This window comes from Blautia sp. MSK18_10 (assembly GCF_020553185.1).
Taxonomy (GTDB): domain Bacteria; phylum Bacillota; class Clostridia; order Lachnospirales; family Lachnospiraceae; genus Blautia_A; species Blautia_A wexlerae.
Map to the genome: position 1 here is coordinate 180954 of NZ_JAJCGT010000002.1, position 23968 is coordinate 204921.

The following is a 23968-nucleotide window of genomic DNA, read 5'->3' on the forward strand; positions in this document are numbered from 1 at the left end:
GTAGCGATTTACGCAGTAAATCAGCGAATTTCGAATCTTATAATTTATTCGTTTTATAGTTGCAGTTAAGAGACGCTGTATGATATTATCAGCGGACAGCAGCTTGAAAATGATTTTACAAAAATATTTCAGGAGGCAAACAGGAAATGGAACAGAGAATTAAAGGAACAACAGGATTAATGGCACTTATCGGAAGCCCGGTAGGACACTCAGGATCACCAGCAATGTATAACTTCAGCTTCCGTCATCATAACCTTGACTATGCTTACATGGCATTTGACATCAAGGAAGACCAGGTTCCGGCTGCTCTGGATGCAATCCGTCTTTTCAAAATGAGAGGCGCAAACGTAACTATGCCATGCAAGAACGAAGTTGCAAAACACATGGATGAGCTTTCACCTGCAGCAAGAATCATCGGTGCAGTTAACACAATCGTTAATGAAGACGGTAAATTAGTAGGACATATCACAGACGGTATCGGATTTGTCCGCAACTTAAAAGAACATGGCGTTGATGTGAAAGGCAAAAAAATGGTAGTTCTCGGTGCAGGCGGTGCTGCAACAGCAATCCAGGTACAGTGTGCATTAGACGGTGCAGAATCCATTTCTATCTTCAATCCGAAAGACCCATTCTTTGCACGTGCAGAGTCCACAGCAGAGAAACTGAGCAAAGAAACACCGGATTGTAAAGTTTCTGTATTTGATCTGGCAGATGAGGCAAAACTGAAAGAAGAGGTTGCAAACGCAGACATCCTCGTAAACGCAACACTTGCAGGAATGAAACCTCACGAAGAGCTTACTCTGATCAAAGATAAATCCATGTTCCGCCCTGACCTTGTAGTAGCAGACGTTGTCTACAATCCTGCTGAAACAAGAATGGTAAAAGAAGCCAAAGAAGCAGGCTGCAAGCTTGCAATCGGCGGAAAAGGAATGTTGTTATGGCAGGGAGCTGCAGCTTACAAACTCTACACAGGACTGGAAATGCCAACAGCTGAATACCAGAAATTCCAGGAAGAAAACGAAAACAAGTAATAATAACCTAGGAGACCAAAATGAAACAGAAAACAAACAAAATGCTCATTTTCACCTCCCTTGCAGCATATTTCACTTATTTCATCCATGGAATCGGTGCTTCTATCCTGGGGCAGTACAAACCGGAGTTTGCAGCTGCCTGGGGTGCGAAGCCCCTGGCCGATGGCACACTGGATGTAAGTATGGTAGTATCTGTAATTGCAGCACTTGGACTGGGACGTCTGATTTCCCTTCCTTTCTCCGGTCCTCTGTCTGACAAATACGGAAGAAAACTGAGCGGAATTATCGGTGTGCTCTGTTATGTGGCATACTTCTTTGGAATGGCCAATTCCACATCCATGGCAATGGGATATGCCTTTGCAGTGATCGGCGGAATCGCAAACTCTTTCCTTGATACCTGCGTAAGCCCTACCTGCATGGAAATCTATGTAAACAACCCGTCAGTAGCCAACCTGTTTACAAAATTTTCCATCTGCCTGAGTCAGTTTCTGCTTCCATTCCTGATCGGAATCGTAGCATCTGCAAATATGTCATATAAGACAATCTTTATTGTAGCAGGTATTGCGATCCTCATTGACGGAATCCTGATCCTGATCCTCCCTTTTCCGGCGAGAGAGAAGAAAGTACAGGCTAAAGTTGATAAGAAGAAATCCGGACACAAGATTTCCCCTGCAGCGATTGCTGCAATTCTGATCGGATTCACCAGCTCCTCAACCTTTATGTTATGGCTGAACTGTAATCAGGAACTTGCCCGTTCCTATGGTATGGCAGACCCTTCAAAGATCCAGTCCCTGTATGCCCTGGGAACTGCAACTGCCATCCTTGCAACAGCAGCATTTATCAAAAAAGGTCTGAAAGAGATTAACGTCCTGATCCTCTATCCGTTAATCTCCACTATCATGCTGCTCCTATGTTACTTTATCCAGGCCCCGTTTATTTGCCTGATCGGTGGCTTTGTGATCGGATATGCAGGTGCAGGCGGTGTTCTCCAGCTGGCAGTTTCCACCACAGCAGAGTTCTTCCCTGAGAATAAGGGAACAGCAACATCACTGGTAATGATCGCATCCAGCATCGCGAACTACACAATCTTAAGCCTTGCAGGGTACATTACCAAAGTTGGCGGAAGCAGTGCTCCGAGAATGATCCTTCTTCTGAACATGGCAGTGACCATCGTCGGTATCCTGCTCGCCCTCTTTGTAAAGAAGAACAGAAATAAGTAAGCCAGTAAGTGATAGAAATAAATAAGCGATAGAAATAAATAAGATACAGAAATCCTGTGATATTGAAATCCAATCTAACTGAAGATACGTTTGGACGTTACAAGCTTCAAATTTTTTCCGGTCGGATTGGATTTTATTAAAATCTGGATTGTCTAAAAATTAACAAAAAAGATAGAATATACAAGCTGAAATATAGAAGTAATCTAACAATTCACTGAAAAGGAGAAATTGTATGGCACATACAAGAACACAAAGAAGAGAAAATGAACTGCCCTACATCCCCTTTGGACCATTTCAGATAAGACTTCCATTTATACACTACAAGATAGAATCTGTTGAGTTCATTCAGGGTCTGATCCTGGGCGTTACTGCGCTGGCTGCTGTTCCGTATCTGGAGCAGTATCTGGGGCTTCCTTATGAGCTGGCGTGGAGCTGTGTAATTATTGAAACCTTCCTTTATCTGCTTCACAGTCTGCTTGGCGATCCGGTAGTACCGGGGTGGATCACACCCACATTGCCGCTGACTATTGTATTTCTGGAAGGCTTCCCCATGGGAAAAGAGCGAATACAGGCTATGATCGCACTGCAGATGCTGGTAGGTCTGGTATTTATCTTTATGGGTGTGACCAGACTGGCGGATAAATTTGTTCATGCAGTTCCCAATTCTGTCAAAGGCGGAATCCTTCTTGCAGCACCTGTTACAGTTATGGCAGGACAGCTGGGTGAGAATGGAAATATGCACAAATATCCTCTGGCTATTGTTGCAGGTGTAGGTCTCCTGATCCTGATCAGCTTCTCTGACAAATATCAGGAGAAGAGAAAAACAAATAAGTTTCTTGATCTTGTTGCGAGATACGGAAATCTTTTCCCCTATCTTATCGCAATGGTAGTAGGACTTCTGGTTGGCGAACTGGATGCCCCGGGACTGGAGATCGGTACCTTCATCAAGATTCCTCAGTTTAAAGATATCATTGATCAGGTGAGTATCTTCGGCGTAGGGATTCCTCCTGCATCTATGTTTATCAAAGCATTGCCGCTGGCGCTGGTGTGCTATGTTATTGCATTTGGTGATTTTGTCACTACAGAGACCCTTGTATCAGAGGCACGTCAGGCAAGAGATGATGAGTATATTGATTTCAATTCCAGCCGTTCCAATCTGGTAAGCGGTCTGAGAAACCTGATCCTGTCCATCATTGCACCATTTCCTCCCCTTTCCGGTCCGTTATGGGTTGGAATGACTGTATCCGTATCCATGCGTTACAAAGAAGGAAAGAAAGCTATGAAGTCCCTTCTCGGAGGGATGGCTTCTTTCAGACTGGCCACATTCTTAAGTGTGCTGATCATTCCTGTAGTAAGCTTCTTTCGTCCCATCTTCGGAGTAGGCTCTTCCATTACTCTGATGTTCCAGGCATTTGTATGTGCGAGAATTGGTATGGATTACTGCAAGAGCGACAGAGACAAGATGATCGCAGGCGTTATGGCAGCAGTCCTTGCAACCCAGGGAACCGCATGGGCATCTGCATGGGCACTGGCAGTTGGCTTCGGACTGAATATCTTCCTGTCCAACTGGAATCCCCTTGAGAAAAAAGAACAAGAGAATAATTTAGAAGAAATGAAATAAAAAAATAAGAAGAACGGCCGTGGGTTGTTCTTCTTATTTTTTAAGGAGTCAAAACTATTCGAATTCAAATCAATCTTTTGTTGCCGGAGATGAGTGATACCAGACGACTATGGGCAAGAATAACATCTGATATCACATCATTCATCAACAGATCACAGACTGCTGTGAATGATATCCAGCACCTGTTTTAATTCATGCACACCGACCTGTCCCGGAGCAGAAGCTTTGGAAGCAGCACCGAAAGTGAGAGCGGAGCCGAATGTCTCACCTGTCAGACGGCTTACAACGCCTGTTCCTGCCATGGACATGGTAATGATCGGGCGGTCTGCATATTTCTCAGACATTTCCAGAGTGGCAGACAGCAGTGTGATAACATCCTGCTTACAGGTAGGCATTACTGCAATCTTAGAGATATCAGCACCCAACTCCTGCATCATGCAGAGGCGTCGGATGATCTCCTCCTTCTCCGGAGTCTTAAAGAAATCATGGTTGGAAGCAATTACCTTTACACCTGCCTCATGAGCAGCATTGATGATTGTCTTAACAGCTTCATCACCTGTAAATGCTTCTACATCAATTAAATCTACATAACCGCTCTGAGCAGCTGCAATATTTAAAGCAGCATAATCATTTACAGAAATTTCTTTCTCACCGCCTTCTTTGGAAGTACGGAATGTAAGGAGAACAGGAATGTCCTTTAAAACTTCCTGAAGCTCTTTAGCGGTTTCTAATACTTTCTCAGTAGCAAAGACATCATCAAACCAGTCTACACGCCACTCAACTACATCAACAGGAAGAGTGGTGATCTTTTTGGCTTCTTCGAGAATGTCTGTTTTTGTTTTTCCAACGATCGGAACGCAGATTTTAGGTCTGCCTTCACCGATCACAGTGTTTTTCACCTGAACTGTGTTCATTTTCTTATCCTCATATTTCTTATCATATTAAGAATAACCGGGGTATCAGTCATCATAGGAGATGTGAAGAATCTCTTTCATATGTTCGATAGGCATTGGTTCGCCTGTCCATAACTCAAACGCAGCGGAACCCTGGAATAACATCATTCCCAGACCATTCATAGTCTTACATCCAACTTCCTTGGCCATGGAACGCATTTTTGTTTCCAGAGGAGAGTAAGGAACATCAATAACGATCAGCTCAGGACGGAAGTAAGATTTGTCCGGAACAACGGACTGTCCTTCCAGTGGTTTCATTCCAACACCTGTAGCATTGACAAAGATAAAACTGTCATCCATCTCAGCTTTCAGTTTATCAAGATCTGCCAGATCATAAAGAACTGCATGGCAGGAGGTCTTTGTGTTGATCTTCTCTACTGTGGATACTGCACGATCCCAGAATTCATCCTTGCGGTTGAAGATTGTAATCTCGGCAACACCGTCCAAAGCAGCCTGGATCTCGATGGCAGTGGCAGCACCGCCTGCACCGACGATAGTCATTTTCTTTCCGATCACATCAATATCATTATCTTTCAGGGCAGACATAAACCCAATACCGTCAGTGATATGACCTGTAAGATGACCGTTGTCATTTACGATCGTGTTAACTGCACCGCATAATTCTGCTGCAGGAGAAAGCTCATCCAGGTATTTTCCAACCAGAGTTTTGTTTGGCATGGAAACATTGGATCCTCTCATTTTCAGAGTACGGATTGCTTTTACTGCATCCTCAATTTCATCTGCGCCAACCTCGAAAGCAAGGTAAGCGTAGTCATACCCGAGTTTTGCAAAAGCCTCATTCTGCATTGCAGGAGAGCTGGAGTGACGGATCGGGTAAGCCATCAGACCGATTAATTCAGTATGTCCGGTAATTCTTTCAGCCATTATAATATCCCCTTTCGTATTTTGTTGTAAAGGTTTTTATTGAAGGTATCCCATCTGAGTCAGTGTATTAAGGATATTTCTTCCTTCCAGAGTTCCGTCGATGATCCTTCTTGCACGTTTGCTGTCTCCGATGTTCAGGATTTCAACATCATCAGAAACAAAAGCATCGGAAAGCTCTGCGAAAAGCTGTCCCTGAGCTCTCATACCAAGACATACGAATCCGTAGTCAAATGGAAGCTCACGTTCACCTTCTGCATCTTTTACAAGGAAAGAGCTGTCTTTTACTTCCTGAAGAGCTGTCTTTGTAAGCTGGGCCACATGATGTTTCTTCATCTGGTCCTTCATGTCATTCTTTGTAACAGGATCCAGGTCACGTCCGATCTGATCCATCATCTCCACAATAGAAATCTCAGCATTTCTTGCTGCAAAGAATTCCACAACATCAAGACCAACAGCGCCGCCGCCCACAACAACAACCTTCTTGCCTGTCATATCTTCCGGATAGTCATTGATGTGATTGATCATTCCCAGGATAGAAGCAACCTTGCTGCCTTCTTTGTCAATGCGGTCGTGAAGTCCCCTGATCGGAGGAAGCAGTGGTGCGGAACCTGTGGAGCTTACGATCAGGTTCGGATGGAACTTGCGGATATTTTCCGGTGTTCCTTCTGTGTTTGTGAAGATATAAAGATTCTCAAGCTGCTCTGCTCTGTGGATCAGATAGTTTGGGAAATCAGCCAGACGCTTCTTTGCAGGGATTTTAGAAATCACAGAAGCAAGACCGCCAAGAGTCTCACCCTTTTCCAGAAGGAAGGTATTACAGCCTACTTCTGCGGCTGTACAGGCAGCTTCCAGTCCGGCAGTACCGCCGCCGATCACTACAACATTACAGTTCTTGTTCACTTTCTGATTCTTATAAACATCACCTTCCAGAACAGCCGGGTTTACAGTACAGCGGATCGGACGGTTAAAGCCGATTCTGTTTCCTGCACATCCGATGTTACAGGAGATACATTTGCGAAGGTCACATTCTCTGCCTGTAGCTACTTTGTTTACCCATGCAGGTTCTGCGATAAGACCACGTCCCATACCGATCAGGTCTGCATCGCCGTCAGCGAGGATCTGCTCGGCAACCTTCGGGTTACGGATATTTCCCATGGAGATACATGGCTTGCCGAATTTCTCTCTGACAGCTTTAGGCATATAGGAACGCCATCCGTCTTTCATGTAGTTGGCATCGATCTGATACTGGATAGAACCGTTTAAACCGCAGGAAACATCGAAGATATCAACTTCATCCTGAACATATTCCAGATATTCAAGAGTATCCTCAAGAGTGTTGCCGCCTTCCATCAGCTCATCTGCGCTGAGACGGAGCATGATCGGGAAGAAAGGTCCGACCTGTTTTCTTACTTCTTCAATGACCATACGGCAGAAACGTGTTCTGTTTTCCACAGATCCGCCGAACTCATCTGTACGTTTGTTTGTAAGAGGAGAGAGGAACTGGCTGATCAGATAGGAATGTCCCGCATGGATTTCTACTGCGTCAAAACCTGCAGCCTGGGCTCTCTTTGCAGCCTCGCCGTATTTCTTTACAATGTGATGGATTTCTTCCACTGATAACGGACGCGGGATTTCTCCGCCTTCTTTGGACGGAACATCAGATGCGGAAACCGGCTGCATATTTGTACGTGCGGAAACAGCGGAAGCACCTGCGTGGTTGATCTGGATCGCAATACAGGTACCATATTTGTGGATCTCTTCACAGAATTTGTACAGACGCGGCAGATAGTTGTCGTGGTCAATACGAAGCTGAGTAGTTCCGTTGGAACCCTGCGGAGAATCTACGCTTGCATTCTCTACGATGATCAGACCTGTGCCGCCTTTGGCACGCTCTTTATAATAATTAATGTGAAGAAAACTCATTTCGCCGTTCTGTTCCCCGTAATTGGTTCCCATAGGCATCATAACGATACGGTTTTTGATAGTCATATTTTTTACTGTGAGTGGTGTGAAAATATGCTGGTAATTGCTTTTCATTACGTCTTTCCTCCTGAAATTTTCTGTTGGATCTATAATTGTTCAGTGCTTTAGCTGTGGCCTGAATTTCTTTGATGTGTTAATTATATAACGGGATAATCCATAAATCTAATTGATAATTCGTGCTATATAATAAAAAACATCTATGGTTTTCCGTGCACTGTCCGCGTACTGAATGAAAGCATTCGCAACTGCATCCACATCATGGGAAAATCCTGCTGAACCTGTATGGCTATAGTATTTTTCACCGAGCTGCGCTGAGACTTTTATACCTGTGCAGTCGGATTCGCAGACAAGTGAGTGGTATAGTTACCTCAAACACGCTCTGGTGTGCCGACAAGTTGATTCTTGAAACAATCTTGCAGGATAGAAATAAGAAATTCAGACGCAGGATTGTTCGAGAAATCAACTTGTCGACACACTGGTTTGCGGGAGAGGGTGAAATACAGGACAATACAAAATAACCGTAATACCCTCTATTAAATAGGAAGAAATACTCAAAAAAACAAAATTTGGAGAAACCTGACAAATTTTTCTGCTATATTTTTAACGAAAATGACAAATAAATGTTGAAATTTTCTGCCGGAAAAGGTAAAATTAAAATCGGCTAAATTTTTGGGTTAACTTTTAAATATTCTCATAAAGATGGAGGGCAAACAAGAATGAGTAATGCAACACAAAGCTTAGCAGGCACAAGAATTACTTCTTTGCTTGACGCAAACAGTTTTGTCGAAATCGGACAGGGTGTAACAGCCAGATCCACAGATTTCAACATGACTGCAAACAAGGCACCATCTGACGGTGTTATCACCGGATATGGTGTGATCGATGACAAACTGGTTTATGTATACAGCCAGGATGCATCTGTATTAAACGGTACTGTTGGTGAAATGCATGCAAAGAAGATCACAAGACTTTATGATCTTGCCATGAAAACAGGCGCTCCGGTTATCGGACTTGTTGACTGTGCAGGTATCCGTCTTCAGGAAGCAACAGACGCACTGGAAGCTTTCGGACAGATCTATCTGAAACAGACACTGGCATCCGGTGTGATCCCGCAGATCACAGCAATCTTCGGAACATGCGGCGGTGGTATGGCAGTTATCCCGTCCCTGACAGATTTCACATTCATGGAATCCAAAAAAGGAAAAATGTTCGTCAACACACCAAACGCACTGGAAGGAAACAACACAGACAAATGCGACACAGCAGCAGCTGATTTCCAGAGCAAAGAGACAGGTGTGATCGATGGCGTTGGTACAGAGGATGAGATTCTTGGCCAGATCCGTTCCTTAGTATCACTTCTTCCTTCTAATAATGAAGACACAGACAATTACACAGAGTGTACAGATGATCTTAACCGCGTATGCGCAGATCTTGCAAACTGTGCAGGTGACACAGCAATCGCACTTTCCCAGATCGCTGACAACGGTGAATTCTTCGAGACAAAAGCAGACTATGCAAAAGACATGGTTACAGGCTTTATCCGTTTAAACGGCGCTACAGTAGGTGCTGTTGCAAACAGAAGCGAAATATATGACGCAGAAGGCAAGAAAACAGAAACATTTGACGGAAGCATCTCTGCAAGAGGCGCAAGAAAAGCAGCAGATTTCGTGAAATTCTGCGACGCTTTTGATATTCCGGTACTTACACTTACAAACGCAACAGGCTTCATGGCAACCTTATGCAGCGAGAAGATGATGGCGAAATCCGTAGGTGAACTGGTAGCTGCATTCGCAGATGCAACTGTTCCGAAGGTAAATGTGATCATCGGCAAAGCTTACGGTACAGCTTACGTGGCAATGAACAGCAAATCTATCGGTGCAGACCTTGTATATGCATGGGATAACGCAGAGATCGGTATGATGGATGCTTCCCTGGCAGCCAAGATCATGTATGCAGATGCAGATGCTGCTGAACTGAATGAGAAAGCTGCTCAGTACAGAGAGCTTCAGAATGGTGTTGCTTCCGCAGCAGCAAGAGGCTATGTTGACACTGTGATCAGCCCGGCTGACACAAGAAAATATGTAATCGGTGCATTTGAGATGCTGTTCACAAAGAGAGAAGATCGTCCGTCTAAGAAACATGGAACGGTCTAAGCGGGGTGACGCATATGAAAATGATCAAAAAAATAACTTCTGTATTCATGACATTTCTCATAATGGCTGCGCTGGTGATCGGCAGCACCTCTGTGGTATTTGCCGCAGATAAGGTTGATGATACTGTTAAGTCCACACTGGTAACTACAGCAGAAGGACTGACAGATGCCATTGTCCAGCTTAAAGATGAAGAAATCGAGAATTACATGAGTTCAGGAGATGACTTTACAACAAGTGCCATGCAGTCCTGGCAGACATCCAAGGATGAACTTGGCGCAAAGAAGGACAGCAATGGTGAAACTACTGTAACTTTCAAAGATGATCAGTACACAGTTACTGTTCCTCTTAAATTTGAGAAAGCAGAAGCAAACTTTGTATATGTCTTTGACTCACAGGGAACACCGACTTCCATGTCTGTAGATGTACAGTATGGTATGGGCAAGACTCTTCAGAGAGCAGGTCTTAATACTCTGATGGGTATTGGAACTGTATTCGTAATGCTGATTTTATTAAGCCTTCTGATTTCTCTGTTTAGATTTATTCCGAATCCGGAAGCAAAGAAAGCAGCAGAAGCAAAAGCAGCCAAAGCTGCAAAAGAGGCAGAGGCAGCAGCCATCGCACAGACAGCACCTGCACAGGCAGAAGAGAACCTTGCAGATGACGGAGAGCTGGTAGCTGTTATCGCAGCAGCTATCGCAGCAGCAGAAGGAACTACAACAGATGGCTTCGTAGTTCGTTCCATCCGTAAAGTAAAAAGAAATAGAAGATAATTGTCATTTATTTAGGAGGATTTTAAAATGAAAAGCTATACAATTACAGTAAATGGTACAGCATATGAAGTAACTGTTGAAGAAACAGGAAGCGTATCCGCTCCTGCAGCAGCTCCAAAAGCAGCACCTAAGGCTGCACCTGCAGCAGCTCCGAAAGCAGCAGCTCCTGCAGCAGGCGCCGGCGCAGTGAAAGTAACTGCTTCTGTACCTGGTAAAGTTGTCAAAGTAGCAGCAAGCGTTGGACAGGCAGTAAAAGCTGGAGACAGCGTAGTTATTCTTGAATCCATGAAAATGGAAATCCCTGTAGTAGCTCCTCAGGATGGTACTATCGCAAGCATTGATGTTGCAGAAGGTGCCTCTGTAGAAAACGGAGATACTTTAGCAACAATGAACTAAGACGGGAGGTAGTCAAATGTCTTATGTAACAGAAACATTGTCCAACCTGATTCACCAGACAGCATTCTTTAATCTGACATGGGGCAATTACCTGATGATCGCAGTAGCCTGCGTATTCCTTTATCTTGCTATCAAGAAAGGATTCGAGCCGCTTCTGCTTGTTCCTATCGCATTCGGTATGCTGCTTGTAAATATCTATCCGGACATTATGGCAAACCCGGAAGATATGTCTAATGGTGTAGGTGGACTTCTTCATTATTTCTACATCCTTGATGAGTGGAGTATCTTACCATCCCTGATCTTCATGGGTGTAGGTGCCATGACAGACTTTGGTCCGCTGATTGCAAACCCGATCAGCTTCCTGATGGGTGCTGCGGCACAGCTTGGTATCTATGCAGCTTACTTCCTTGCAATCTTCCTTGGATTCAACGGAAAAGCAGCGGCAGCTATCTCCATCATTGGTGGTGCTGATGGCCCGACTTCCATTTTCCTTGCAGGTAAACTTGGACAGTCTGCACTGATGGGACCGATTGCAGTGGCAGCATATTCCTATATGTCACTGGTTCCGATCATCCAGCCGCCTATCATGAAACTCTGCACAACAGAGAAAGAACGTAAGATCAAAATGGATCAGCTTCGCCCGGTTTCCAAACTGGAGAAGATCCTTTTCCCGATCGTTATCACAATCGTTGTCTGCCTGATCCTGCCTACAACAGCTCCGCTGGTTGGTATGCTCATGCTTGGTAACCTGTTCAGAGAGTGCGGTGTTGTAAAACAGCTGACAGAAACAGCTTCCAATGCCCTGATGTATATCGTAGTTATCCTTCTGGGTACATCCGTAGGTGCTTCCACAAGTGCAGAAGCATTCTTAAACGCAGATACTCTGAAGATCGTAGTTTTAGGTCTTGTTGCATTCGCAATCGGTACATTCGGCGGATGTATGCTTGGTAAACTGCTCTGCAAACTGACTCATGGAAAGATCAACCCGCTGATCGGTTCCGCAGGTGTATCCGCAGTACCTATGGCAGCCCGTGTATCCCAGAAAGTGGGTGCAGAGGCAGATCCTACAAACTTCCTTCTGATGCACGCAATGGGCCCGAACGTTGCCGGTGTTATCGGTACAGCCGTAGCAGCCGGAACATTCATGGCTATTTTCGGAGTATAACCAAATCAAGCAAGCTATCTTGCTTGTATCAGGAGGAGTGCAACTCCTTCTGATAAGCTGCGGAGCAGCTATTTGGTTATGAGCAAGTAGCGAAGCGGATTGCGAATATCCGATTAAACAGAACTATAAAGGAGATTTAATAATGGCAGAATTAGAGAAAAAACCTGTTAAAATTGTGGAAACCATTCTCCGTGATGCTCATCAGTCCCAGATCGCAACACGTATGACCACAGAACAGATGCTTCCGATCGTAGATAAACTTGACAAAGTCGGCTATCACGCAGTAGAGTGCTGGGGTGGTGCAACATTCGATGCATCCCTTCGTTTCCTTCACGAAGATCCATGGGAAAGACTTCGTAAATTACGTGACGGCTTCAAAAACACAAAACTTCAGATGCTTTTCCGTGGACAGAACATCCTTGGATACCGTCCATACGCAGATGACGTTGTAGAATACTTCGTACAGAAATCTGCTGCAAACGGAATCGACATCATCCGTATTTTTGACTGTCTCAATGACCTTCGTAACCTGCAGACAGCAGTAAGCGCTGCAAACAAAGAGAAGGCTCATGCACAGGTAGCTCTTTCCTACACATTAGGAGATGCTTACACACTGGAATACTGGACAGACATTGCAAAACGTATTGAAGATATGGGCGCTGATTCCATCTGTATCAAAGATATGGCAGGTCTTCTCCTTCCAAACAAAGCTACAGAGCTTGTTACAGCATTAAAAGAAACAGTTAAGATCCCGATCGACCTTCATACACATTACACCTCTGGTGTAGCTTCCATGACTTACTTAAAAGCAGTAGAAGCAGGTGTGGATATCATCGATACAGCAATGTCTCCATTTGCACTGGGAACATCCCAGCCTGCAACAGAGGTTATGGTTGAGACATTCAAGGATACACCATACGACACAGGATTTGATCAGAAGCTTCTCTCCGAGATCGCTGACTACTTCCGTCCGATCCGTGACGAAGCTCTTGACAGCGGACTGCTCAATCCGAAGAACCTTGGTGTTAACATCAAAACTTTACTGTACCAGGTACCGGGCGGTATGCTCTCCAACCTGACTTCCCAGTTAAAAGAACAGCACGCAGAAGACAAATTCTACGATGTTCTCGAGGAAGTTCCGCGTGTACGTAAAGACCTTGGTGAACCGCCACTTGTTACTCCGTCTTCACAGATCGTTGGTACACAGGCTGTATTCAACGTACTTATGGGCGAGAGATACAAAATGGTTACAAAAGAAACAAAAGATATCCTGTTAGGAAAATACGGCGCAACTGTAAAACCGTTTAATCCGGAAGTACAGAAGAAGTGCATCGGCGATGAGAAACCGATCACATGCCGTCCGGCAGACCTTCTTGACAACGAGCTTGAGAAACTTGAGAGCGAAATGGCTCAGTACAAGGAACAGGATGAAGACGTATTAACATACGCACTGTTCCCACAGGTAGCTATGGACTTCTTCAAATACCGTCAGGCTCAGAAAACAAAAGTTGACGAGAAAGCAGCTGACAAAAAGAACGGAGCATATCCTGTATAATTGATCAGTAATTAAATATGTCCAAACGAAAAAAGGAGCTTGCGTAAGCAGGCTCCTTTGCGTTATTATGAAAGAATATGATACCCGGGAATATAATGTGCCAATGGGGATATGATGCCAGTGGTACATATCTATATTGATCGTAGTGAAGCGGAGACGTGGAACCATGATGAAATAGACAATCTGCAGGGTAAAATAAATACAGGAGAATATTCCATGAGCAAAGTTATAATAATCGGCGGCGGAGCTGCCGGAATGATGGCAGGGGTTTTTGCAGCCCGTAACCATCATGAAGTTCATATATTAGAGAAGAACGAGAAACTGGGAAAGAAAGTCTTCATCACAGGAAAAGGCAGATGCAATGTGACAAATGCCTGCGACACAGAAGAACTCTTTCCTGCAATGATGAGCAATCCCAAGTTCCTCTACAGCAGTTTCTATTCATTTACCCCTCAGGATGTAATGGAGTTCTTTGAGAAAGCAGGTGTCCCTCTGAAGGTAGAGCGTGGAAACAGAGTATTCCCACAGTCTGACCATTCTTCAGACATCATCCGCGCTCTGGAGCGTGAGCTGAAGAAAGCAGGAGCAAAGATTCATCTTCATACTGCTGTGCAGGAAATCGTAAAGAAATCTGTAACAGATTCGGCAAATACCCTGGAATCAGAAGCTACATTAACAGAATCAGGATCTGATGCAGGAAAAGGCAGAAAAGGGAAAAAATCACCTGACATACCGCAGGAGAAGATCACAGGAGTCATCCTTACAGACGGAACCTTCATGGAAGGCGATGCAGTCATCGTGGCAACTGGCGGATTCTCTTATCAGAGTACCGGTTCCACAGGTGACGGATACCGCTTCGCAAGAGAACTGGGACTGAAAGTCACGGACATTGCTCCCTCCCTTGTGCCATTAAAGACAAAAGAAGACTATATCCCTAAGCTTCAGGGACTTTCCCTTAAGAACACAGGTCTCACCATAAAGAATGGCAAGAAAGTACTTTACGAGGATTTCGGAGAGATGATGTTCACTCATTTCGGAGTCACAGGTCCAATGATCCTCTCAGCCAGTGCCCACATCGGTGCAAAACTGGCGAAAGCACCAAACGGCGAACTGTCCGCATATCTGGATCTGAAGCCTGCACTCACCAGAGAACAACTGGATGCCAGGATCCTGCGTGAATTTGAAGCAGGACCAAACAAACAGTTCAAGAACGTGATTGGCGTACTTTTCCCGTCATCTCTGACTCCGGTAATGCTGGAACTGGGTGGAATCCCCGCAGAGAAGAAAATCCATGACATCTCCAGAGAAGAACGCCAGCACTTCATTGACCTTATCAAAGCCTTCCCCTTCACAATCACAGGAATGGGTGAGTTCAAAGAAGCCATCATCACCAGAGGCGGCGTCTCTGTCAAAGAGATCAATCCCGGAACAATGGAATCAAAGAAAATCTCAGGTCTTTACTTCGCAGGCGAGGTACTGGATCTGGATGCAGTGACAGGTGGATATAACTTACAGATTGCCTGGTCTACCGCATATCTGGCAGCGCAGGCTATACGTTACTGTTCACTCCGTTCACAGTAACGGCTATACAGTAAGCTGAAACAAGCAGATGATGAGTACCTTGTAGGTGGATGATATCTATGATATGATTCAGCTATACGTTATTTACCGATTCATAAACATCAATCAATAATAAAACAGAGAAAATCTGTTTGAATAATAGAAACAGGAGGAACCACGAAAATGGGATGTAACATAGCCATCGACGGACCTGCAGGAGCAGGAAAGAGCACCATCGCAAAGAAAGTAGCGAAAGAATTATCATTTATCTATGTAGATACAGGAGCCATGTACAGGGCAATGGCTTTATATCTTCTGAACCATGGCGTAAACGGAGAAAATCAGGAAGAGATCGAGGCTGTATGTTCCGGCGCTGACATTTCCATTGAATACAAAAACGGAGAACAGATTGTCATCCTCAACGGAGAAAACGTAAATGCTATGATCCGCACCGAACAGGTAGGAAACATGGCATCCAAAAGTTCCGCAAACCCGAAAGTCAGAGCTCATCTTCTGAAACTTCAGAGAACTCTGGCAGAGAAAAACGACGTAGTCATGGACGGCAGAGATATCGGCACAACTATCCTTCCAAACGCAGAAGTAAAGATTTACCTCACAGCAAGCGCAGATACCAGAGCAAAGAGAAGAGCACTGGAATATGAGCAGAAAGGTGAGCCTTTCGACCTGGATCAGATCCGAAAAGACATCATCGAGCGCGACCAGCGAGACATGAACCGCGAAATCTCCCCTCTGAAACAGGCAGATGACGCAGTGCTCGTAGATTCTTCAGAAATGGGAATTGATGATGTTGTCAATGCAATTCTTAATGTATATAAAGAAAAGATGCAGAAATGATCAGATAACTGCCTGTAGTTCATCAGAAGATGACACACGCAAAGATATCTGACACAGGATTTCACGCTCTGATGAGCTGGATTAAGATGCATTATTTCAGAGGATTGCTATAAATTCCAGAAGAATGGCAATGAATATAAATTAAGAGGATTAGTAATGAAAGTTAAAGTAGCAGAAACAGCAGGCTTCTGCTTCGGTGTCAAACGTGCAGTAGACAAAGTCTACGAACTCATAGACACAGAACAGAAACCAATCTTCACTCTGGGTCCGATCATCCACAATGAAGGTGTAGTAGCGGATCTGGAAGCCCGTGGCGTCCACGTTATCACAGAAGCAGACCTGGATTCCCCGGATGACACTCTGCAGAACGGAACAGTAGTCATCCGCTCTCACGGTGTAGGCAAAGCCATCTACGATAAGCTGAAAGAAAAAAACATCTCTTATGTAGATGTGACCTGCCCCTTCGTTCTGAAAATCCACAGGATCGTGGAAAAAGAAAGCCTTGCAGGAAACCACATCATCATCATCGGCGACAAAGACCACCCCGAAGTACAGGGCATCTGCGGCTGGTGTCAGGGACCGTACACGGTGATCAGAAACAAAGAAGAAGCCGAAGTATTTGTACCCCCAAAAGGCAAAAAAATAAGTATTGTGTCCCAGACGACATTTAATTACAACAAATTTAAAGATTTAGTTGAAATTCTTTGCAAAAAGAGGTATGATAATAATGTTTTAAATATTCTCAATATTTTAAACACTATTTGTAATGCTACCGAAGAACGGCAGAAAGAAGCAAAAAACATAGCCGGAGAGGTAGACACTATGTTGGTCGTAGGCGGCCGGCATAGTTCCAATACTCAAAAGCTGTTTGAAATATGTAAAAAGGAATGTGGAAATACTTACTATATACAAACACCTGTAGACTTGGATTCTGAAATGTTCCAATGCAGTAGTTATGTAGGTATTACAGCAGGGGCTTCCACCCCAAACAAAATTATTGAGGAGGTTCAAGAACATGTCAGAATTAAGTTTTGAACAAATGCTGGAAGATTCCGTAAAGACTATCAGAAATGGAGAGATTGTACAGGGTACTGTCATCGATGTTAAAGAAGATGAGATTATTCTGAATATCGGTTATAAAGCAGACGGTATTATCACAAAGAACGAATACTCTAACGATGCAAGCCTTGTACTCACAGATGCTGTTCACGTTGGAGACACAATGGAAGCAAAAGTTCTCAAAGTAAACGATGGAGAAGGTCAGGTTACTCTTACTTACAAGAGACTGGCAGCAGAGAAGGGCAATAAACGTCTTGAAGAAGCATTTGAGAATCAGGAAGTATTAAAAGCTCCTGTAACTCAGGTACTTGACGGCGGACTTTGTGTAAACGTAGACGAAGCAAGAGTATTCATTCCTGCAAGCCTGGTTTCCGACACATACGAGAAAGACCTTTCCAAATATGCAGATCAGGAGATTGAATTCGTTATCACAGAATTCAATCCGAGAAGACGCCGCATCATCGGTAACCGTAAGCAGCTTCTTCTTGCTGAGAAAGCAGAGAAACAGAAAGAATTAATGGAGAGAATCCATGTTGGTGACACAGTTGAAGGAACAGTTAAGAACGTTACAGATTTCGGTGCATTCATCGATCTGGGCGGAGCAGACGGACTTCTTCACATCTCCGAAATGTCCTGGGGCAGAGTAGAGAACCCGAAGAAAGTATTCACTGTTGGCGATAAAGTTAAAGTTCTTATCAAAGAGATCAACGGAGAGAAGATCGCACTTTCCCTTAAATTCCCGGAAGCAAATCCATGGCTCACAGCAGCTGAGGACTTCGCTGTAGGAAACGTAGTTAAAGGTAAAGTTGCACGTATGACAGACTTTGGCGCATTCGTAGAGCTTGCACCTGGTGTAGATGCACTTCTTCACGTATCCCAGATTTCCAGAGAGCACGTTGCCAAACCAGCAGACGTACTGTCAATCGGACAGGAGATCGAAGCTAAGGTTGTTGACTTCAACGGCGAAGACAAGAAGATCAGCCTGAGCATGAAAGCTCTTGAGGCACCGGCTGAGGAAGCTACAGAAGAATAATTAAGAGAATACTCATAAATATTCAGCAACCGGCTTTGTATGAGGATGATCATACAGAGCCGGTTGATTGTTTTTTTAGATTACGAATGTGGTCAGCAGTTACAGGAGCATCAGAAATGCTGCAGACAGTCAGGAAGGAATGATAGGATGTCCATAAAAGGAATTTATGATATACACTGTCATATTGTACCCGGTGTAGACGATGGAGCCACAGATATAGGAGAAACCGTAAAATTACTCCGGATGGAATATGAACAGGGCGTGCGGACGGTTATTACAACTCCCCATTTCCGCTTTCGGATGTTTGAAACACCTGCGGAGAAAGTCAGAGAGCAGTTCAGACTGGTGGAGAAAGCGGCATCAGAGATAAGCCCGGATCTCCATGTGTATCTGGGATGTGAGTTTCACGCCAATATGGAGATGCTTCCCATGCTCAGAGAACAGAAAGTAATGACAATGGCCGGTTCGCGGTATGTTCTTACAGAATTTTCCCATAACTCGGAAGAAAGCTATATACGGGAACGTCTCGGTGCATTGCTCTCCGGAGGATATAAGCCGATCATGGCACATATAGAACGTTACGAAGCCACACGCAACAGTCTGGATTTTGTGGAAGAACTGGCAGATATGGGTGTCTATATGCAGATCAATGCAGACAGCATCACAGGAAAAGACGGATTTTTTACTAAACGGTACTGTAATAAAATCATGAAAGACGGACTCCTTCATTTCGTTGGATCAGACTGTCACAACAGTGCAAAGAGGAGCAGCAGGATTGGCGAGGCATATCGTATGGTTTCAGCGAAATTCGGGCAGGACTATGCAGATGAACTGTTTATTCATAATCCTGCAGAAATTCTGAAACAGAAACAAAAACATGAGGCTACAGATTGACTTTTTTTATTGGCTGATATACAATAAAATCGGTTTATGTCAATTTTGCTGTTTACTTTCAGAAATACATAAGACAGAATATTACCTGTGAACAGTAATGTACAAAACTATAAAGAAAAAAGGGAAAAGGAAATTATCAGATGTTAGACAATTTGAACAGTAACTTTGAGAGCAGCAAAGCACAGAGACCCGATGCAAATGATGATGAAGTCGAAATCGACTTACTGGAAATATTTTATGCGCTCAAGAAAAAAATCCTTCTGGTACTGATGGTTGCTCTTGCCGGAGGCTGTATTGCAGCAGCATATACACAGTTTTTGATGACACCGATTTACAGCTCCACATCCAGTATCCTTGTACTTTCAAAAGAAACCACACTGACATCACTGGCGGATCTGCAGTTAGGTGCCAGCCTGACCAGTGATTATACAGTTCTGATCACAAGTACTCCTGTGATGGAGCAGGTGATTTCAGATTTGAATCTGGATATGACTGCAGAACAACTGAAAGAAAGCGTAAGTATCAATAATCCTACAGATACCCGTATCCTTGAGATTACTGTCAATAATACAGATTCTAAAATGGCAAAGAAGATCGTAGATGAGATTGCGAATGTTTCTTCATCCTATATTGGCGATAAAATGGAAGTTATTCCGCCAAAGATTATTGAAGTTGGTAAGATTGCTACTGTAAGAACTTCTCCAAGTGTAAAGAAGAATGCAGCACTCGGCTTCTTACTCGGTTTCCTTGCATGTGCGGCAATCGTGGTTGTATACGCTGTAATGGATGATACTATTAAGACAGAGGAAGATATTGAGAAATACCTGGGAGTTTCTGTTCTTGCCAAGGTTCCTGACAGAAAAGATTTTATAAATGCGAAGAACAGGAAATCAAAGAACAAGAATAAGAAGCACCATTAAACTGATGGAGGAATCTGAGCAATGAAGAAACTCAATTTAACAGATAAAAGAAACCCGGATTATTTTTACAGTGAGGCGATCAAAACGCTGCGTACCAATATTCAGCTGTCGGGTCAGAGCATAAAGACAATTCTGGTTACGAGCTGTTATCCAAACGAAGGTAAGAGTGATGTAGTACTCAGCCTTGCCCGGGAGCTTGGGAGCATTGGCAAGAAGGTTCTCCTTCTGGATGCGGATATCAGGAAGACTGCATATGCCGGACGACTGGGTGTGGAAGAGGAAGTGAAAGGTCTCTCACAGCTTCTGAGCGGTCAGGTGGGATTACAGGAGATTATTTATTCTACAAACTTTCCGAATATGGATATCATATTCGGAGGCCCAAGTGCACCGAACCCGTCAGGACTTCTCAGTGAGAATATCTTTAAGGTATTCTTAAAGGAAATCAGAGAATATTATAATTATATCCTGATCGATACACCGCCTATCGGAACAGTAATTGATGCGGCAGTGATCGGAAGATGCTGCGATGGTGCAGTCTTTCTGATTGAACCGGGAAATGTCAGGTACCGGGACGCACAGAAAGCATTTAAACAGCTGGAAAGAAGCGGATGCCGTATTCTTGGAGCTGTTATGAACAAGATAGATACCAGTGATGACAAATATTATTCTTCCTATTATAAGCATTATGGAGAGTATTATCGCAGAAGCGACGAAGAAGCCCAGATTAAATAATACGGGCAGTTATCTGGCAGTAAGACAGAAACCATGATCAATGATAAAGGAGAATTTGGAAAAGTGAGCAAAATAAGGAAGAAAAAAATAAAAAAGACGAATATCTTACTGGGCTTTATCTGCATTCTTCTGGCAGTTCTCCTGGGCTTTATTCTTGTGACCAGTTATAAATCGGAACAGAAGGAATCCAGACACCTGTCAGAAATTGCAGACGACCAGCAGAGTGGGATTGAAGATTACGAAGCAGTAAAAGAACGTGCAAAAGAGCTGGAGGAGATATCTTCCGAAGAAGCAGAAGATACAGAAGACATTAAATCAAAGAACACAGAAGACACAAAAGACACAGAAAAAACGGATACAGCTGACACAGAAGATGCAGATAAGACAGAAGATACAAAAGATAAGACGACAGCTGCTTCAGGCATTGTGTGCTGGGGAGATGATCTGATCAATGGGGAAGAATCCAATACATATTCCTATATGACAGTACTTCAGAAGCTTCTGACCGATAATGGCTATAATATGACAGTAATCAATAAAACACTTCAGGGAGGCGGCACTCTTTCCATGATGAAGATGGCTGGTGTAAGTGATGAAACCCTTCAGGGCTATATTACCAGACATCAGCAGGCTGCAAACGGTGCCCAGCTGAATGTGACAGAGACCGGAATACGTGATTTGACAGAAGAACAGACTACAAGAAATGATATGGATTGTATTCCTGTTATCTTCATGGGATATTATGGCGGCTGGAATCATGATCCTGCAGAACTGGCAGACCAGCAGGAACAGATTTTAAATACATTTCAGAATAAAGATCAGTTTATTGTAGTAGGAACACGCCCTATGGACGGAAGCGTAACTTCTGAAGCACTGGATCAGGTACTCAGCCAGAAATGGGGAGAACACTATATCAGTCTTGCAAATGTGACTGCACAGCCGTCTTCTACCTATGAGGCCCAGCAGGCAATGGCAGAGGCAATATTACAGAAACTGCAGGAGCTTAATTACATCAGCAAAAACTGATGAGATAACTGAAATACAGAGATTGAAGGAATGAAAATGACAAAAACCACAAGAAAAGCCATCAGACAGCGCAAGATCTGTATGCTTTTGATTATTATCCTGATCATAGTTCTTTCCGTTCTTGGCGGCGGTTATTATCTGTTAAGCCAGAAAAATGCTGCATCGCCACAAAACGGCGGTCAGAACAGTGACAGCCGGAATCAGACGGACTTGAGCCAAAACGGTGATATCGTGGAATATAAAGGTGAGACATACAAATATAACGATCATCTCAGCAATTATTTATTCCTGGGAATTGATACAAGGGAAACTGTAGATACTTATCAGTCACAGGTAGATGCCGGGCAGGCAGATGCAATTTTCCTGGTGTCCATGGATCGTGCAACAGAAAAGATAAAGGTTCTGTTTATTCCACGAGATTCTATGACCAGAATAGAAGTCTTTAATCCTGCGGGAAAAAGCCTGGGAATGACAACAGACCATATTAATATTCAGTATGCGTACGGTGATGGCAGGCAGAAGAGCTGTGAATTGATGAAAACAGCAGTTTCCAACCTTCTGAATGGTCTTCCTGTTCAGGGATATTGTGCCATGAATATGGATGGAATTTCTGTAATCACAGATTATGTAGGTGGTGTGGAGATCACAGTGCCGGATAACAGTCTGGAAGATATAAATCCGGATTTTAAAGAAGGCTCGGTGGTTACGCTGACCGGAGAGAATGCAGAACAGTTTGTCCGTTATCGTGACATAGGAAAGAGTCAGAGTGCTCTTGTCCGTCAGGAGCGTCAGAAGACATATCTTCAGGCGTTTCTGCAGAAGGCACAGGAGCAGGCATCCAAAGATGCCGGATTTGTAACAGGTCTGTATGACAGTATCGACAATTATACAGTTACAAACATGGGAAATGATGTTTTTGCAAAACTTTTGACAGCATCACAGAATGAAATTACAGATTCCCGAACTGTTCCAGGAGAAGGAACACAGGGAGAGAACTTCGATGAATACCATGTAGATGAAGATGAACTGACGGATATGATTATTTCGATGTTTTATAACAAAAATTGATTGATATTCTTTATGTTTTGTTTTATTATATTAAGAGGTAGATAGTGCAAGGTGTGCTATTATCTAAATAAATTATAATCCAAAAGGAGAGGTGCATTATGAAAATTGCAAAGAAATTCATGGCACTTGCGTTAGCGGCAGTCCTCAGTGTAGGATGTGCGTTTGGTGTCAGTGCAGATGGAAGCCGTACAAAGGATGTTACAGTAGTTCAGGAAGATTCCCAGGTCTATGAGATCATTCAGAAGATCGAAGATACTGATGGATTCAAAGAACTGAAAGAAGCAGTTCCGGCAGTTGCAGATGCTTTTGAGAAAGTTGGAAAAGGCGAGATGGACATGAACGGATTCGCAGATGTTCTGAAGACTCTTGCAGAAGAAGAAACAGATGAAACACTCAAAGCTGCGATTGAAGAAGTTATTGAGAAACTGGACGGAAAAGATTTCGTTACAGGTTTCATACAGTTCAAAGTTCTTGACTCTGTCAAAGCTGTAAAGAACGCAGATGGCAAATATGAAGTTGAATTCTCAGTTCCAAGCATCACAGATGACATGGAGAACATTCAGCTTGTATGCTACAATGAAGAAACAAAGGAATGGACAATTGTTGATCCGATCAATGTAGACAAAGAGAAAAAAACAATCAAAGTCGCATTAGATGACCTTTGCTACTTCACAATCGTTGCAGATGCAAAGGAAGACACAGCTGAATAATTTTAGCTGAAAAAGAAGATACAATGAACGCTTTCGCTACTGGTCATGTTTTGGCAGCAGCGAAAGCGTTTTTTTGTAGAAATATGTTGCATTTTTTTATTGATGTAGTTATAATAAAACACGACGTAAATCTTTTGTCTTTAAATCGTCGCTTTGCCGCGTTTGAAGATATGGATAATACATATCTTGAAGTATGAGTCTGCTTTGAAACACAGGCAGAATGGCGAAGCATACCCAAAATATGGAGGTAAGATATCCAATGTGGTATGTGATGCAGGTGCGCACAGGCACCGAAGAAAACATCCGCTGTCAGTGTCAGCGGTTAATAAGCAGCAATGTTTTAGAACGCTGCTTTATCCCATATTACCAACAGAAGAAA

21 protein-coding genes are annotated in these 23968 nt (G+C 43.6%); 18 read left to right on the forward strand and 3 right to left on the reverse strand.

Annotation, left to right across the window (positions count from 1 at the left end; all coding sequences use genetic code 11):
* Positions 1-146 precede the first annotated feature (146 nt).
* From aroE to LI074_RS01975, 3 genes are all read left to right on the forward strand, one after another.
* Positions 147-1031, forward strand: coding sequence for a shikimate dehydrogenase (gene aroE / locus LI074_RS01965; RefSeq protein WP_022381139.1), 885 nt, complete (start codon positions 147-149; stop codon positions 1029-1031).
* Between the two features lie 20 nt (positions 1032-1051).
* Positions 1052-2251 (forward strand): MFS transporter, encoded by a 1200-nt coding sequence (locus tag LI074_RS01970; protein WP_118633081.1) that lies wholly within the window; start codon positions 1052-1054, stop codon positions 2249-2251.
* A gap of 232 nt (positions 2252-2483) precedes the next feature.
* Positions 2484-3872 carry a hypothetical protein gene (locus LI074_RS01975; protein WP_173697752.1) on the forward strand — a complete coding sequence of 463 codons (1389 nt, stop codon included), beginning with the start codon at positions 2484-2486 and terminating at the stop codon, positions 3870-3872.
* A gap of 152 nt (positions 3873-4024) precedes the next feature.
* Here the strand turns inward: LI074_RS01975 and aroD are convergent, their stop codons facing one another.
* The 3 genes from aroD to LI074_RS01990 are packed head-to-tail and all read right to left on the reverse strand — an operon-like array spanning position 4025 to position 7747.
* The gene (aroD, locus tag LI074_RS01980; protein WP_173697753.1) at positions 4025-4786 is read right to left on the reverse strand and encodes a type I 3-dehydroquinate dehydratase; all 762 of its coding nucleotides are present in this window, start codon (positions 4784-4786) and stop codon (positions 4025-4027) included.
* Positions 4787-4831: 45 nt separating this feature from the next.
* Entirely contained in the window at positions 4832-5710 is an 879-nt protein-coding gene (locus tag LI074_RS01985) for a shikimate dehydrogenase (RefSeq protein ID WP_008704474.1), read from the reverse strand.
* A 36-nt stretch (positions 5711-5746) separates the two neighbouring features.
* Positions 5747-7747, reverse strand: coding sequence for an oxidoreductase (locus tag LI074_RS01990; RefSeq protein WP_118616847.1), 2001 nt, complete (start codon positions 7745-7747; stop codon positions 5747-5749).
* A gap of 662 nt (positions 7748-8409) precedes the next feature.
* Here LI074_RS01990 and LI074_RS01995 point away from each other — a divergent pair.
* The 15 genes from LI074_RS01995 to LI074_RS02065 all read left to right on the forward strand — a co-directional run bounded on the left by LI074_RS01995 (position 8410) and on the right by LI074_RS02065 (position 23589).
* Positions 8410-9846 carry an acyl-CoA carboxylase subunit beta gene (locus tag LI074_RS01995; RefSeq protein ID WP_173697754.1) on the forward strand — a complete coding sequence of 479 codons (1437 nt, stop codon included), beginning with the start codon at positions 8410-8412 and terminating at the stop codon, positions 9844-9846.
* Between the two features lie 14 nt (positions 9847-9860).
* On the forward strand, positions 9861-10616 hold the full coding sequence (locus LI074_RS02000; protein ID WP_173697755.1) for an OadG family transporter subunit: 756 nt from the start codon (positions 9861-9863) through the stop codon (positions 10614-10616).
* A 27-nt stretch (positions 10617-10643) separates the two neighbouring features.
* Entirely contained in the window at positions 10644-11012 is a 369-nt protein-coding gene (locus LI074_RS02005) for a biotin/lipoyl-binding carrier protein (protein WP_008704467.1), read from the forward strand.
* A 16-nt stretch (positions 11013-11028) separates the two neighbouring features.
* Entirely contained in the window at positions 11029-12177 is a 1149-nt protein-coding gene (locus LI074_RS02010; protein WP_008704466.1) for a sodium ion-translocating decarboxylase subunit beta, read from the forward strand.
* A 142-nt stretch (positions 12178-12319) separates the two neighbouring features.
* The gene (locus tag LI074_RS02015; protein WP_008704465.1) at positions 12320-13732 is read left to right on the forward strand and encodes an oxaloacetate decarboxylase subunit alpha; all 1413 of its coding nucleotides are present in this window, start codon (positions 12320-12322) and stop codon (positions 13730-13732) included.
* 216 nt (positions 13733-13948) lie between these two features.
* Complete coding sequence (locus LI074_RS02020; RefSeq protein WP_173697756.1) at positions 13949-15313, forward strand: NAD(P)/FAD-dependent oxidoreductase; 1365 nt, start codon at positions 13949-13951, stop codon at positions 15311-15313.
* 162 nt (positions 15314-15475) lie between these two features.
* A complete protein-coding gene (gene cmk, locus LI074_RS02025) occupies positions 15476-16147 on the forward strand; it encodes a (d)CMP kinase (protein WP_173697757.1) in 672 nt (223 codons plus the stop codon).
* 156 nt (positions 16148-16303) lie between these two features.
* A complete protein-coding gene (ispH, locus tag LI074_RS02030) occupies positions 16304-17182 on the forward strand; it encodes a 4-hydroxy-3-methylbut-2-enyl diphosphate reductase (protein ID WP_173697758.1) in 879 nt (292 codons plus the stop codon).
* Positions 17163-18239: a 30S ribosomal protein S1 gene (gene rpsA / locus LI074_RS02035; RefSeq protein WP_055052980.1), complete on the forward strand. Its 1077-nt coding sequence runs from the start codon at positions 17163-17165 to the stop codon at positions 18237-18239. The genes ispH and rpsA overlap by 20 nt, the downstream gene beginning before the upstream one ends.
* A gap of 147 nt (positions 18240-18386) precedes the next feature.
* Entirely contained in the window at positions 18387-19133 is a 747-nt protein-coding gene (locus LI074_RS02040) for a CpsB/CapC family capsule biosynthesis tyrosine phosphatase (protein ID WP_055052994.1), read from the forward strand.
* A gap of 140 nt (positions 19134-19273) precedes the next feature.
* A complete protein-coding gene (locus tag LI074_RS02045) occupies positions 19274-20053 on the forward strand; it encodes a YveK family protein (RefSeq protein WP_118338466.1) in 780 nt (259 codons plus the stop codon).
* Between the two features lie 21 nt (positions 20054-20074).
* Entirely contained in the window at positions 20075-20785 is a 711-nt protein-coding gene (locus LI074_RS02050; protein WP_118338467.1) for a polysaccharide biosynthesis tyrosine autokinase, read from the forward strand.
* A 63-nt stretch (positions 20786-20848) separates the two neighbouring features.
* Entirely contained in the window at positions 20849-21811 is a 963-nt protein-coding gene (locus LI074_RS02055; protein ID WP_226852962.1) for a hypothetical protein, read from the forward strand.
* Positions 21812-21841: 30 nt separating this feature from the next.
* Complete coding sequence (locus LI074_RS02060) at positions 21842-22879, forward strand: LCP family protein (RefSeq protein WP_226852964.1); 1038 nt, start codon at positions 21842-21844, stop codon at positions 22877-22879.
* Positions 22880-22977: 98 nt separating this feature from the next.
* Positions 22978-23589 carry a phage tail assembly chaperone gene (locus LI074_RS02065; protein WP_118338469.1) on the forward strand — a complete coding sequence of 204 codons (612 nt, stop codon included), beginning with the start codon at positions 22978-22980 and terminating at the stop codon, positions 23587-23589.
* The last annotated feature ends 379 nt before the right edge of the window (positions 23590-23968 follow it).

Excerpts from the sequence above, each read along its gene's own strand:
- LI074_RS02010 (WP_008704466.1), top strand. The coding sequence starts at position 11,029 with ATGTCTTATGTAACAGAAACATTGTCCAACCTGATTCACCAGACAGCA.
- aroE (WP_022381139.1), top strand. The coding sequence starts at position 147 with ATGGAACAGAGAATTAAAGGAACAACAGGATTAATGGCACTTATCGGA.
- LI074_RS02000 (WP_173697755.1), top strand. The coding sequence starts at position 9,861 with ATGAAAATGATCAAAAAAATAACTTCTGTATTCATGACATTTCTCATA.
- LI074_RS02040 (WP_055052994.1), top strand. The coding sequence starts at position 18,387 with ATGTCCATAAAAGGAATTTATGATATACACTGTCATATTGTACCCGGT.
- LI074_RS01985 (WP_008704474.1), bottom strand. The coding sequence starts at position 5,710 with ATGGCTGAAAGAATTACCGGACATACTGAATTAATCGGTCTGATGGCT.
- LI074_RS02050 (WP_118338467.1), top strand. The coding sequence starts at position 20,075 with ATGAAGAAACTCAATTTAACAGATAAAAGAAACCCGGATTATTTTTAC.
- LI074_RS01990 (WP_118616847.1), bottom strand. The coding sequence starts at position 7,747 with ATGAAAAGCAATTACCAGCATATTTTCACACCACTCACAGTAAAAAAT.
- LI074_RS02045 (WP_118338466.1), top strand. The coding sequence starts at position 19,274 with ATGTTAGACAATTTGAACAGTAACTTTGAGAGCAGCAAAGCACAGAGA.
- LI074_RS02015 (WP_008704465.1), top strand. The coding sequence starts at position 12,320 with ATGGCAGAATTAGAGAAAAAACCTGTTAAAATTGTGGAAACCATTCTC.
- LI074_RS01975 (WP_173697752.1), top strand. The coding sequence starts at position 2,484 with ATGGCACATACAAGAACACAAAGAAGAGAAAATGAACTGCCCTACATC.
- LI074_RS01970 (WP_118633081.1), top strand. The coding sequence starts at position 1,052 with ATGAAACAGAAAACAAACAAAATGCTCATTTTCACCTCCCTTGCAGCA.
- rpsA (WP_055052980.1), top strand. The coding sequence starts at position 17,163 with ATGTCAGAATTAAGTTTTGAACAAATGCTGGAAGATTCCGTAAAGACT.
- LI074_RS02020 (WP_173697756.1), top strand. The coding sequence starts at position 13,949 with ATGAGCAAAGTTATAATAATCGGCGGCGGAGCTGCCGGAATGATGGCA.
- ispH (WP_173697758.1), top strand. The coding sequence starts at position 16,304 with ATGAAAGTTAAAGTAGCAGAAACAGCAGGCTTCTGCTTCGGTGTCAAA.
- LI074_RS02065 (WP_118338469.1), top strand. The coding sequence starts at position 22,978 with ATGAAAATTGCAAAGAAATTCATGGCACTTGCGTTAGCGGCAGTCCTC.
- LI074_RS01995 (WP_173697754.1), top strand. The coding sequence starts at position 8,410 with ATGAGTAATGCAACACAAAGCTTAGCAGGCACAAGAATTACTTCTTTG.
- aroD (WP_173697753.1), bottom strand. The coding sequence starts at position 4,786 with ATGAACACAGTTCAGGTGAAAAACACTGTGATCGGTGAAGGCAGACCT.
- LI074_RS02005 (WP_008704467.1), top strand. The coding sequence starts at position 10,644 with ATGAAAAGCTATACAATTACAGTAAATGGTACAGCATATGAAGTAACT.
- LI074_RS02060 (WP_226852964.1), top strand. The coding sequence starts at position 21,842 with ATGAAAATGACAAAAACCACAAGAAAAGCCATCAGACAGCGCAAGATC.
- cmk (WP_173697757.1), top strand. The coding sequence starts at position 15,476 with ATGGGATGTAACATAGCCATCGACGGACCTGCAGGAGCAGGAAAGAGC.